The 12,825-nt window shown below is 66.7% G+C and carries 10 protein-coding genes; 9 read left to right on the forward strand and 1 reads right to left on the reverse strand.

The window, feature by feature from the left end:
- Positions 1-13 precede the first annotated feature (13 nt).
- The 6 genes from BLW00_RS20195 to BLW00_RS20220 all read left to right on the forward strand — a co-directional run bounded on the left by BLW00_RS20195 (position 14) and on the right by BLW00_RS20220 (position 8,384).
- The gene (locus BLW00_RS20195) at positions 14-1,144 is read left to right on the forward strand and encodes a carbohydrate ABC transporter permease (RefSeq protein ID WP_092557649.1); all 1,131 of its coding nucleotides are present in this window, start codon (positions 14-16) and stop codon (positions 1,142-1,144) included.
- Entirely contained in the window at positions 1,141-2,124 is a 984-nt protein-coding gene (locus tag BLW00_RS20200; RefSeq protein ID WP_092557651.1) for a carbohydrate ABC transporter permease, read from the forward strand. The genes BLW00_RS20195 and BLW00_RS20200 overlap by 4 nt, the downstream gene beginning before the upstream one ends.
- A gap of 168 nt (positions 2,125-2,292) precedes the next feature.
- A complete protein-coding gene (locus BLW00_RS20205; protein ID WP_092557785.1) occupies positions 2,293-2,733 on the forward strand; it encodes an SRPBCC domain-containing protein in 441 nt (146 codons plus the stop codon).
- Positions 2,734-2,824: 91 nt separating this feature from the next.
- A complete protein-coding gene (locus tag BLW00_RS20210; RefSeq protein ID WP_092557653.1) occupies positions 2,825-4,696 on the forward strand; it encodes an ABC transporter ATP-binding protein in 1,872 nt (623 codons plus the stop codon).
- A 100-nt stretch (positions 4,697-4,796) separates the two neighbouring features.
- Positions 4,797-6,938 (forward strand): adenylate/guanylate cyclase domain-containing protein, encoded by a 2,142-nt coding sequence (locus tag BLW00_RS20215; protein ID WP_217634451.1) that lies wholly within the window; start codon positions 4,797-4,799, stop codon positions 6,936-6,938.
- 12 nt (positions 6,939-6,950) lie between these two features.
- On the forward strand, positions 6,951-8,384 hold the full coding sequence (locus BLW00_RS20220) for a mechanosensitive ion channel domain-containing protein (RefSeq protein WP_092557655.1): 1,434 nt from the start codon (positions 6,951-6,953) through the stop codon (positions 8,382-8,384).
- On the opposite strand, the gene BLW00_RS20225 is transcribed toward BLW00_RS20220, so the two are convergent.
- Complete coding sequence (locus BLW00_RS20225; RefSeq protein ID WP_092557657.1) at positions 8,381-9,415, reverse strand: LacI family DNA-binding transcriptional regulator; 1,035 nt, start codon at positions 9,413-9,415, stop codon at positions 8,381-8,383. The genes BLW00_RS20220 and BLW00_RS20225 overlap by 4 nt on opposite strands.
- A gap of 164 nt (positions 9,416-9,579) precedes the next feature.
- Here BLW00_RS20225 and BLW00_RS20230 point away from each other — a divergent pair, with 164 nt between their 5' ends.
- The 3 genes from BLW00_RS20230 (at position 9,580) to BLW00_RS20240 (ending at position 12,824) form a co-directional block, all read left to right on the forward strand.
- Positions 9,580-10,875 carry an ABC transporter substrate-binding protein gene (locus BLW00_RS20230; RefSeq protein WP_092557659.1) on the forward strand — a complete coding sequence of 432 codons (1,296 nt, stop codon included), beginning with the start codon at positions 9,580-9,582 and terminating at the stop codon, positions 10,873-10,875.
- Between the two features lie 86 nt (positions 10,876-10,961).
- Complete coding sequence (locus tag BLW00_RS20235) at positions 10,962-11,903, forward strand: carbohydrate ABC transporter permease (protein ID WP_092557661.1); 942 nt, start codon at positions 10,962-10,964, stop codon at positions 11,901-11,903.
- 3 nt (positions 11,904-11,906) lie between these two features.
- The gene (locus tag BLW00_RS20240) at positions 11,907-12,824 is read left to right on the forward strand and encodes a carbohydrate ABC transporter permease (protein ID WP_092557663.1); all 918 of its coding nucleotides are present in this window, start codon (positions 11,907-11,909) and stop codon (positions 12,822-12,824) included.
- Position 12,825 lies beyond the last annotated feature (1 nt).

A 12,825-nucleotide genomic window follows, 5' to 3' on the forward strand; every position in this document is an offset into this window, starting at 1 on the left:
TCGAAAGGTTGTCATGTCGGATTTCCTTACCTGGGTCGGCGGCCTGCCGCCATTGGCCCAGATCCCCATCGTCGTCATCGCGTTCGGCATCGTCGTCGCGCTGATCCTGTTCTTCGTGGAGATCGCACCCCGCACCGGGCGTCGGTACACGATCATCCGCCTCGCCGTCTGCGTCATCGCCCCGTTCCTGGCCTTCGTGCTGATCGGATCGGTCTGGTGGGCGGCCCTCATCGCCGCGGCCTTCGGGCTGCTCTTCTTCTGGCTCGATCGCCGGTCGAGTCAGGGCGCCGGCTATCTCTTCCAGCTGTTCGGCTTCCTCGCTCCGGCGATCATCCTCTTGCTGGTGGGCCTCATCTATCCCACGGTGAAGACCTTCATCGACTCCTTCTTCTCCAGCCGCGGCAACTTCGTGGGCATCGACAACTTCGCGTGGGTGCTCACCAGCCCGCAGAACCTGCGCGTGATCCTCAACACGATCATCTGGGTGCTGGTCGTGCCGACGCTCTCGACCGTCTTCGGTCTGGCCTACGCCGTCTTCATCGACAAGAGCCGAGGCGAGAAGTTCTTCAAGATCCTCGTGTTCATGCCGATGGCGATCTCCTTCGTGGGCGCGTCGATCATCTGGCGCTTCGTCTACACCTACCGGCCCGACGACCAGAACCAGATCGGCCTGCTCAACCAGGTGGTGGTCTGGCTCGGCGGCCAGCCGGTGCAGTGGCTGCAGGAGTCGCCGTGGAACACCTTCTTCTTGATCGTGGTGCTGATCTGGATCCAGACCGGATTCGCCATGGTCGTGCTCTCCGCCGCCATCAAGGGCGTGCCGACCGAGCAGCTGGAAGCGGCTGAGCTCGACGGCACCAACGCCTGGCAGCGGTTCATCAACGTGACGGTTCCGGGCATCCGCTCGTCGCTGATCGTCGTGATCACCACGATCTCGATCGCGTCGCTGAAGGTCTTCGACATCGTGCGCACGATGACCGCCGGCGCCAACGACACCAGTGTTCTCGCGAACGAGATGTACACGCAGTTCAAGAACTTCGAATACGGGCGGTCGGCGGCTTTCGCCGTGATCCTGTTCATCCTGGTGATGCCGATCGTCATCTACAACGCCCGCCAGATCAAGAAGCAGAGGGAGATCCGATGAGCGCCGTCCAGCCGATCGACCTGCCGGTCGATCCCGAGACCCGAGGCCAGCTCCGCGGGGGAGAACGCGCGATCGAGCGCGAGGAGACCGCGGTCAAGCGCACCAAGCGCCGCTTGACGAGCCGCGGCGCCACCATCGCCGCGCTCGTCATCGCCATCCTGTGGACGATCCCCACCTTCGGTCTGTTCATCTCGTCGTTCCGCGACCGGAACGACATCCAGACCACCGGTTGGTGGACCATCTTCACCAACTGGGGTTTCACGCTCGACAACTACGCCGACGTTCTGCAGGCGGGCAACTCCTCGGTCACGATCGCCTCGTCGTTCATCAACTCGATCGCGATCACGATCCCGGCCACGCTCATCCCGCTGGTCATCGCCTCACTGGCGGCCTACGCCTTCGCCTGGATCGACTTCAAGGGCAAGGACTGGATCTTCATCGGCGTCTTCGCCCTGCAGATCGTGCCGATCCAGATGGCGCTGGTTCCGCTCCTGTCACTGTTCTCCCGGGGCATCGCGGTGGGCGACGACTGGATCTTCTCGGGTGTTCCCTCGGGCGGCACCTTCTCGCAGGTCTGGATCGCGCACACGATCTTCGCCCTGCCGCTGGCGATCTTCCTGCTGCACAACTTCGTGTCGGAGATCCCGCGCGAAGTGATCGAGGCGGCGCGGGTCGACGGCGCCGGGCACGGGCAGATCTTCTTCCGCATCATCCTGCCGCTCACCATGCCGGCGCTGGCCTCCTTCGCGATCTTCCAGTTCCTCTGGGTCTGGAACGACCTGCTGGTGGCGCTGATCTTCGCCGACGGCTCGGTGGCGCCGATCACGAAGCTCCTGGCCGAGATCACCGGTTCGCGCGGTCAGGACTGGTACCTGCTCACGGCAGGCGCGTTCGTGGCCATCGTGGTTCCGCTGATCGTGTTCTTCGCCCTGCAGCGCTTCTTCGTGCGCGGCCTCCTGGCCGGTTCGACGAAGGGCTGATCCCGCTCGTTCCGTTCACAACTGCAAACGTCGCGTCGATCGGGCTCGGATACGAGCCGGTTGCCGCGACGTTTGCGGTTTCGAACCGTGGTGTCGGTGTCGGTGTCGCGTTCGTTCAAGCGGTACGAGAGGCAGTGGATGAGGATGGTGGTGACGGAAGGAACGATCATGACCGAGAACGCGAACGACTCCATCGCCCGGGCCGGCGTCGTGGTCGACGCGACGCCCGAGCAGGTCTGGCGGGCGCTCACCGATCCGGCGATCGTGAAGGAGTACTTCTTCGGCACCACGGTCACCAGCGACTGGCAGGTCGGCAGCCCCATCACCTATTCGGGTGAGTGGGAGGGCACGGCCTACGAAGACAAGGGCGAGGTGCTCGAGGTCGACGAACCGCGTCGGCTGGTGACGAGCTTCTTCAGCCCCTCGAGCGGCAAAGCGGATGTGCCCGAGAACTACCAGAAGGTCACCTACCTCGTCGAAGCGGTCGAGGGCGGCACACGGGTGTCGGTGGAGCAGGACAACAACGCCGATGCTGACGCCGCGGCGCACTCCTCGGCCAACTGGCAGATGATCCTCGACGGCCTCGCGGGCGTCGTCGGCCGAGCCTGACGTCGCCGTTCCGCCGTCGGCGAAGCCGGCCGGCGGTGTCGGAGGCCGGGCGTAGGGTGGGCCTGTGAGTGGAGTTGGCGGCGGCGGGCGGATGAGCGCTGTCGCGGCTGCCGGTGGCACGGCCCGTGCGGGCGGCGGCAACCGGGTCTCAGGGGGAGACGCCCGGGCGCAGCGCGCTGCGAATGCGGCGGCGCCGAAGATCCCGCACCTGTTCCAGCGCATCTCCACGCTCTTCCTGCCCTACCGCGCGGCGTTGATCACGACGGGCATCCTGGTGCTCATCACCGCCGGCCTCACCGTCATCCCGCCGCTGCTCACCCAGCAGGCCTTCGATCTCGGCCTCTTCCCGGCGGGTGGCAAGCCCAACATCCCCGTGCTGCTCGAACTGGTCGGCCTCATGGTGCTGATCTGGATCGTGTCGGCCGCGCTCGGCGTCTGGCAGACGTATCTCACCGCGAAGGTGGGCAACCGCGTGATGGGCGATCTGCGCATCCGTCTGTTCAGCCATCTGCAGCGGATGGAACTGGCGTTCTTCACGCGCACCAAGACGGGCATAATCCAGTCCCGCCTGCAGAACGACGTGGGCGGTGTGGCAAGCGTTCTCACCAACACGGTCTCTAGCGTGCTCGGCAACACCGTCACCGTGATCGCCGCCCTCGTGGCCATGCTCGTGCTGAGCTGGCAGCTCACGGTGGTGGCCATCGTGCTGATGCCGTTACTCGTCTTCGTGCAGCGCCGTGTGGGCCAGGTGCGGGCGCGCATCGCGGCGCAGACCCAGGAGTCGCTCTCCGACATGACGGCCATCACGCAGGAGACCCTGAGCGTCTCAGGCATCCTGCTCGCCAAGAGCTTCAACCGGCAGGCCGCCGAGGTGGCCCGCTACTCCGACGAGAACGACAACCAGATCCGGCTGCAGGTGCGCCAGCAGATGAGCGGGCAGTGGTTCTTCGCGATCGTGCAGATCTTCCTCTCCATCGTTCCGGCCATCGTCTATCTCGTGTCGGGCTACCTCATCAACGGCGGCGTCGACATCACCGCGGGAACCATCGTGGCGTTCACCACCGTGCAGGCCCGGTTGATGTGGCCGCTGCTCGGCCTCATGCGCGTGGGCCTCGACCTGCAGACCTCCGGCGCGCTGTTCGCCCGCATCTTCGAGTACCTCGACCTCAAGCCCGCCATCTCCGACAAGCCGGATGCGATGACGTTGCCGGCGTCGTCCACCGCGGGCCGGGTGGAGTTCGACCACGTGAGCTTCGTCTACCCCGACGGCGAGCCCGAGCATCCGACGCTCGACGACGTGTCGTTCAGCGTGCAGCCCGGGCAGTTCGCCGCGTTCGTCGGGCCCTCGGGCGCCGGCAAGACCACGGTCTCCTACCTCGTGCCCCGGCTTTACGAAGCGACCTCGGGCGCGGTCAAGGTCGACGGCGTCGACGTGCGCGACCTGCAGCACCAGTCGCTGATCGACCGGCTCGGCATCGTGAGCCAGGAGACCTACCTCTTCCACGCCACCATCGCCGAGAACCTGCGCTACGCGAGGCCGGATGCGACGGGCGAAGAACTCGCCGACGCGGCGCGGCGGGCGAACATCCACGAGCGCATCATGAGTTTTCCGGCCGGCTACGACACGGTGGTGGGGGAGCGCGGCTACCGCCTCTCCGGCGGCGAGAAGCAGCGCATCGCGATCGCACGGGTGCTGCTGAAAGACCCGGCGGTGCTCATCCTCGACGAGGCCACCAGCGCGCTCGACTCCATCTCCGAACGGGTGGTGCAGGACGCGCTCGACGCCGCGGCGCACGGGCGCACCACCATCGCCATCGCGCATCGTCTCTCCACCATCGTGAACGCCGACGTCATCTTCGTGGTGGACGCCGGGCGCATCGTCGAGTCGGGCACGCACTCCGAGTTGCTGGCGTTGAACGGCGCCTACGCCGGCCTCTATGCGCAGCAGCTCGCCAACGCGTAGCCCGGCGGCGGAAGGCGGGGTTCATTTCGCGTGACGGATGTGGTTAGAGTTGCCTTCTGAGTCATCTGCGAGATGACGACTATGGTGCGGGGGCCCATCGATGGCGCGGAATCGTCTCAACCTACCCACGGTCAAGAGCGTCGGATCGAACCGGCGCGGCCTGGGCATCCAGTCGAAGCTGCTGATCATGCTGCTCTCCGTGAGCATCGGGTCGACGCTCGTGGTGGGCTACGTGGGCTACGTGTCCGGACGCGACAGCCTGCGCGACGCCGCGTTCGACCAACTGACGAGCGTGCGCGAGGCGAAGACCCTGGCCATCCAGTCGCTGTTCACGAACATCGAATCCGGGCTCGTGCTCGACTCCAGCGGAGCGACCGGCAACCAAGCCGCCACCGAGTTCGCCGCCGCCTTCGCCGAGCTCGACGCGCAGCCCGTGGACCCCGGGCAGAAGGCCGCGGTCGACGCCTACTACGCCGACTCCTTCATCCCGGATCTCGAGGCCCGCACCGGGCAGGAGTCGGCCCCCGATCTGTTCGAGCCGACCTCGAGTGCGCAGGTGTATCTGCAGAACACCTACACCGCGCCGTACGCCGGCGACTACGACGCCGCGGCCGCCGTCGACGACGCCGGTGACGGCAGCGCCTGGTCCGCTGTGAACGCGAAATACAACTCGTACTTCCGGGAGATGGCCACCCGCTACCAGTACGAGGACGCGATGATCCTCGACACCGAGGGCAACGTGGTCTACTCGGTCTACAAAGGGGTGGATCTCGGCACCAACATCCTCGACGGCCCTTACAAGGGTTCCGCACTGAGCACCGCCTACACCGACGCCGTGAACTCGAACACGCTGAACTACGCGGAGATCACCGATTTCGATCGGTACCAACCCTCGCTCGGCGTGCCGACCGCGTGGGGCGTGTCGCCGATCGCCGCCGACGGCAAGGTGAACGGGGTGCTGGCCATCCAGCTCCCGATCACGGCCATCAACGAGGTCATGACCGGCGGCGAGGGCTGGCAGCAGGACGGTCTCGGTGACACCGGCGAGTCGTACCTGGTGGGCCCCGACCACACCATGCGTTCGGTCTCGCGTCTGCTGATCGACGACCCGGAGGCCTTCCAGAAGCTCACGATCGAGGGCGGAAGCTCGCCCGATCTCGCCCAGCGCATGGTGGACGTGGGTGGCTCGGTCGAGTTGCAGAAGGTCGACACCCTGCCGGTCGATCTCGCGCTGACCGGCAAGACCGGCACGGTCATCGCGCCGAACTACCTCGGCCAGGAGACTCTCGACGCCTACGCTCCGCTCGACATCAACGGTGTGCAATGGGTGATCGTGTCGAGCATCACCACGGCCGAGGCCTTCGCCCCGGTCGACGACTTCACCCGCAACCTGGCGCTCGCCATCCTCGCGATCATCGTCATCGTCTCGCTGCTGTCGCTGCTGCTCGCCCAGGTGTTCGCCCGGCCCGTGCGCACCCTCGTGGGGGCGGTGCGGCAGGTGGCCGGTGGCGACCTCGGGGTGGAGGTGACCTCGAAGACCCGCGACGAGTTCGGCGATCTCTCGGTGGCCTTCAACGACATGAGCCGGAGTCTGCAGGTCAAGCAGCAGCTGATCGACGAACAGAAGGCGGAGACGGATCGTCTGTTGCTCAGCATGATGCCCGAGAAGGTGGCGCGCCGCTATCAGGAGGGCGAAGAGACGATCGCCGAGAACCATCAGGACGTCTCGGTGATCTACGCCGACGTCGTGGGCTTCGACGAGTTCGCGGTGTCGCTCAGCTCGGAGCAGGAGCTGAGCATCCTGAACGACCTGATGCGGCAGTTCGACGACGCGGCGGTCGCCGCCGGCGTGGAGAAGGTGCGCACGCTGCGGTCGGGCTACCTGGCCAGCTGTGGACTGATCGTGCCGCGCGTCGACAGCGCGCGGCGCACGGTGGACTTCGCCATCCAGATGACCCGCATCGTGGAGCGGTTCAACGCGCAGCACGACGCGTCGATCTCGATCCGCGCGGGCATCGACAGCGGAACGGTGACCTCGGGCCTGGTGGGCAAGGCCAGCATCGCCTACGACATGTGGGGCGACGCGGTGAACGTGGCGAACCGCGTGCAGGAACTGGCCGGAAAGCCCGGCATCTTCCTCACCCAGCGGGTGCGCGATCGGCTGCCCGACACCACCGGCCTGGTCGAAGTGGCCTCCGTCGACATCCAGGGCACACCGCAAACGGTGTGGCAGATCACCTAGGGGGCAGCGCTCGTGACCGAGATCTGGAAAGAAGCCTGGTTCCCCTGGGCGGTGGGACTCGCCATCGGGTTGCCCATCGTGCTGGTGGTGCTCACCGAGGTCTACGGCTCGCTGCTGCGGCGCGGAAACCCGGCAGCCAAGCCCGTGCGCCTGCTCCGCAACCTCGTGGTGCCGGTGTTCGCCCTCTTCGTGCTGCTCACCCTGGCCTCCGATCAGCAGTTCGACCTCAACTGGGTGCGCGTGGTCGGCACGGTGCTCGGCTTCCTCCTCATCCTGCTCGTGCTCTCGGCGTTCAACGTCGCCCTGTTCGCCAACGCCAGCGAGGGCAGCTGGCAGAAGCGACTGCCGTCGATCTTCATCGACCTGGCGCGACTGGCGCTCATCCTGGTCGGTCTCGCCATCCTGTTCTCCTGGGTCTGGGGAGCGGATGTCGGCGGACTGTTCGCCGCGCTCGGCGTGACCTCGATCGTGATCGGGCTCGCGTTGCAGAATGCCGTGGGCTCGGTGATCTCGGGCCTGCTGCTGTTGTTCGAGCAGCCCTTCAAACTCGGCGACTTCCTCGACACCCCGTCAGGCCGGGGGCGCGTGGTGGAGGTGAACTGGCGCGCCGTGCACATCGACACCGGCAACGGCATCCAGATCGTGCCCAACTCCTCGCTCGCCGGCGCCTCGTTCACGAACCTCAGCCAGCCGGCCGGCGCCTACGTGGCGACGGTGGCCGTGAAGTTCACCACCGACGATCCGCCGCACCGGGTTTCGACGCTCCTGCGCTCGGTGGCCTCGACCCTGCCGATGCTCGACCCGGCCGACAAGCCGGCCGTCAGTTACTCCGGCAACGGCGCCTACAGCGTCGACCTGCCCGTGGTGAGCCCGGCGGTGGAGTCGGAGGCGGTCTCGCTCTTCCTGGCCTGGCTCTGGTACGCGGCCCGCCGCGACGACCTGGCGCTCGACGGCGACTCGACCGATCCGGTGAACACGCCCGAGAACGTGCGCGAGGCGCTCTCCTTCGTGGGGCCGCTGTTCAGCCTCGACGACGATTATCTCGACGAGATCGCCGCGAGCTGCCGGATCGAGCAGTGGGGCGCGGGCGAGCAGGTGCAGGGGATCGGAGTGGTGCCGGACAGTCTGCGGATCGTGCTCGAGGGCGCACTCCAGCTCACCACGCCATACGACAACGGCCGGCTCGAGTTCGCTGTCGTGGAACGGGGTGAATCGGTGGGGCTCACGTCGCTGACACGTCAGGCCACCAGCTACTACGCCACCGCCAGCCGGGCCGTGCGCATCCTGCGGGTGCCGCGCGACGCGGTCGACGCGGCCGTGCGCCGCAATCCCGCACTCGCCCGCCGCATCGGAGAGCAGCTCGACAATCGGCGGCGGATGGCGGTCGACGCGATCGCCTCGGCTCGCGAGGCATCCGGCGTCATCTCGATCGGCGACGCCGCCTAGCGTCGGGCGATCGTCGACCCGCGGATCACCAGCCGGCCCGGCACGTACTCGACTCCCGGCGTCACCTCGGTGCCCTCGATGGCTTCGAAGATGCGCGTGGCTGCGGTTCTGCCCAGTTGCTGCAGGTTCGCGTCGATGCTCGTGAGTTCCGGCCGGGAATTCGTGGCGAGGATCTCCCAGTTGTCGAAGCTCACGGCGGCGACGTCGGCGGGCACCGAGCGGCCCAGATCGCGCACGGTGTCGAGCACGCCGCGGGCGATCTGGTCGGAGCCGCAGACGATTCCGTCGATGTCGGGATACTGACGCAGCAGCAGGGCCGACGCGTCACGCCCCCAGTGCTCCGACCATTCCGAGAACATCGGGGTGCCGACGAGCGAGAGGCCGGCCTGAGCGAGGGCCTCCCGCACGCCGACCACCCGATCGCGGGCGGCCGCGTACTCCGGATCGCCGGTGATCATCGCGATGCGGGACCGCCCGCACGCGATCAGGTGCTCGACCGCCATCCGGCCGCCTTCGCGGTTGTCGGGCGTGAGGGAGACGTCGGTGGGGTCGACCGACGGCGCATAGGCGTAGACGACCGGCACAGGGATCTCGTGCCCGAGCGAGGGCCGCGGATCGGTCGACCGGCCCACCACGATGATGCCGTCGACGCGTCGGGTGAGGAGTGCGCTGAGATGATGCTGCTCGCGGATGGAGTCGCCCCGCGCGTCGCAGAGGAAGACGTTGACCTGTCCCGCGCCGAAGGCGTCCTCGGCGCCCATCAGGATGGGGATCACGAACCGGCCTTCGAGGTCGCTCGTGAGCAGGCCCACCGTGCCCGTGCGGCCGTTGATGAGGCTGCGTGCGAGCTCGTTCGGCGTGAACGAGATCTTCTTGGCGGCGTCGAGAACGCGCTGCCGGGTGGCCGGTGCGACGTCGTCGCGACCGTTGATCGCCTTGGAGGCGGTGGCGATGGAGACGCCGGCCATTCGCGCGACGTCACTGAGAGTCGCGGTCCGTCCGCTGGTCGCCGTGGTCTCGTTGTCCGCCATTGCTCGCCCTCCTTTTCGTAAACGTTACAGGAATCGCGACTTGACGAGGTCGAGAACAGCGCTATAGCCTACCGAAAGGCGTTTCGGACATTTCGAAACGAGCCTGCAATTCACCGCTTTGGGCCGACGCGGTCCACTCAATGAGGAGTTCGAAGGAGTTCGACATGGTAAGCACCACCAATCGACGGATGCGAAGGATCGGGAGCGGTGTTCTCGCCGCTGCGCTCCTCGCCGGTCTCGCCGCGTGCTCAGGGACGAGCGACGCGGGTGCACCCCTGGCCAGCGCCGGCCCCGACGGCATCGACGACGGAACCGAGCTCACCCTCTGGACGCGTGCACCGCTCGAGAAGCAGGCCAACCTGCTCGTCGACGCCTACAACGCCGGCCACGAGAATCAGGTGAAGCTCACGGTCGTGCCGAACGACGACTACGTGGCCAAGGTGGGCGCCGCCGCCGGCTCCAACAGCCTTCCCGACCTGTTCGCCGCCGACATCGTCTACGTGCCGAACTGGGTGGAGCAGGGACTCTTCCAAGACCTCACGAGCAACATCGACGCGCTGCCGTTCAAGGACTCGATCAACCCCGGCCACCTCGCCGCAGGCACCTCCGACGGCAAACAGCACGTGCTGCCGTTCGTGCTCGACCTCTCGATGCTGTTCTGGAACAAGGATCTCTTCACGGAGGCCGGACTCGACCCCGAGGTCGGCCCGAAGGACCTCAAGGAGTTCGCCGAGGACGCCAAGGCGATCCAGGCGCTCGACAAGCCCGACACCTACGGAACCGCCACCGGCCTCAACTGCGGCGGCTGCCTCGTCTTCACCTGGTTCCCGAGCGTGTGGGCATCCGGTGACCAGGTGATGAACGAGGAAGGCACCGAATCGCTGCTCGCCGAGAAGAACGCCCAGGAGGTCTACAGCACCTGGGCCGATCTGTGGAAGTCGGGCGCCGTTCTCCCGTCGTCGAAGGACGAGACCGGCCCGACCTGGACCGCCGCCTTCACTGAGGGCAAGGTCGGCCTCATGCCGTATCCGGCCACCCTGCTGTCGTCGACGCCGTTCGACGTCGGCGTCTCCGGCATCCCCGGCCCCGACGGCGGCGAATCGACCTTCGTCGGCGGCGATGGCATCGGCGTTTCGAAGGACTCGACGAAGTCGCCCCAGGCCTGGAACTTCCTGAACTGGATGATGTCGGAGGAGGCTCAGGTGGGCGTGCTCGCCAAGGACAACGACGTGGTCTCCCGCTCCGACCTCGCCACCAACGAGTACTCGAGCAAGGATCCGCGTCTGGTCACGATCAACGAAGTGGCCGCCAAGGGCGACACCCCGTTCTCGCTCAACTTCCAGGAGGCGTTCAACTCTCCGAGCAGCCCGTGGCTGACCCTCGTGCGCAACGCGGTGCTGGAGGAGACCGGCACGGTCGACGCCGACAACCAGGCGATCACCGACGTGCTCTCGCAGTAGCGTCGGCTCACCGGTGGCTGCGTCGCCTACGCGGCGCAGCCACCTCACTGGCGCTCTGCGCCCCCTTCGGAGGAAAGGTCCCCATCATGAGCGTCTCCGTCTCATCGGCCACGACATCGGCCACGTCAGCGACGTCGCGGCCGGCCGGCCCTCGTCGTCGCGGACGGCGGTCGGGCAGCGCTCTCAGCGGCTGGCTCTACGCGTTGCCGACCGCGCTGTTCGTCGTCTTCCTCTTCCTCGTGCCGCTCGTGCTCGTCTTTCAGATGTCGGGCTCGGACTGGCCGCTGCTCGGCGGCAATCAAGGCGTGAACTTCCCCGAGAACTACCAGAAGGCCGTCGACAACCGGTTCTTCGTGGACTCGGTGATCTTCACCCTCAAGTACACGGTGCTCGCGACCGTGCTGCTCATCGGGCTGGGGCTGGGTCTCGGGTTGCTGGTGCAGGAGTCCAGTCGCTGGAAGGGCCTGCTGCGCACCTCCTTCCTCATCCCGAGCGCGCTCGGGCTGGCCTCCGCGTCGCTGCTCTTCTACGTGATCTACTCGCCCATCGCCGGGCCGTTCGCCGAGCTCACCAAGTCGTGGGGCTTCACCTTCCTCGGCACCCCGGATGCCGCGCTCTGGTCGACCCTGTTCCTGATCGTCTGGCGCTTCGCCGGCTTCTACATGCTGCTCATGCTCGTGGGTCTGCAGGGCATCCCCGACGAGGTCTACGAGGCGGCACGGATCGACGGAGCCTCGCGGTGGCAGACCTTCCGTGACGTCACCATCCCGTTGCTGAAGCCCACGCTGGCCCTCACCACCGTGATGTGTGTCACGGGGTCGCTCCTGGCCTTCGAGCAGTTCTACATCCTCACCAAGGGCGGCCCGGACAACAGCACCATCACCATCGTTCAGCTGATCTACAGCGTCGCCTTCCAGGGGCCGAACAACCTCGGCGTGGCCGGAGCGCTCTCGGTGATCGTGCTCGCCGCGCTCGTCGTCATCAACATCGTGCAGATCCGCGCGTTCAGCAAGAAAGTGGAGGACTGAGCCATGACCGCCACGATCGAACCCACCACGGAGCCGGCCGCGTCGGCTCCCGCGCCGCGTGCCGCAGCCCGCTCGCGCCGCCGCCCCCAGAAGGGCGTGAGTCTCGGCGGCATCGCCCTGCGGATGCCGTTCTGGGTGCTGACCTCTGCGCTCGCCATCATCTTCCTCTACCCGCTGATCTGGACAGCCGTCTCCTCGGTCGCGCCGCTGCCCGGCACCAACCAGACGGACGGCTGGGGATTCGGCAACTACGTCACCCTCGCGAACTACCAGGACGGCATCCTGCAGTACATCGGCAACTCCGTGTTCGTCTCGTTGCTCACCGTCGTGCTCACCCTCGGTATCTCACTGCTCGGCGGGTACGCGTTCGCGCGGTTCGACTTCCGTGGCAAGAACGTGCTGTTCCTGGCCACCATCGCCATCCTGATGGTGCCGTATGCCACCTTGCTCATCCCGCTCTACGTGCTGCTGAACCTCGTCGGGCTGTCGAACTCGCTCGTGGGGGTGGCGCTCGTGCTCACGATGTTCCAGTTGCCGTTCTCCACCTTCATGATGCGGATCGCGTTCGAATCGATCCCGAGGGAGCTCGACGAGGCCGGGATGGTCGACGGCTGCAACTCCTGGACGGTGCTGTGGAAGGTGTTGGTGCCCGCGGTGAAGCCCGGGCTCATCACCGTGGGACTGTTCGCCTTCCTCGCCGCGTGGAACGACTTCATGGCTCCGCTCATCCTCATCAACGACTCTGCCCGGATGACGCTCCCGCTCGCGATCTCGAACCTGCGGGGCCAGGTGCAGGGCGTGGTCGACTACGGGGCCACCGAGGCGGGCGTGGTCGTGCTGGCGCTGCCCTGCATCGTGCTCTTCCTCATTCTTCAACGACACTACGTGCGCGGCTTCATGTCCGGCGCCTTCAAGGGATAGA

Origin of the sequence: Herbiconiux ginsengi, assembly GCF_900107435.1 — a bacterium.
Taxonomy (GTDB): Bacteria; Actinomycetota; Actinomycetes; order Actinomycetales; family Microbacteriaceae; genus Herbiconiux; species Herbiconiux ginsengi.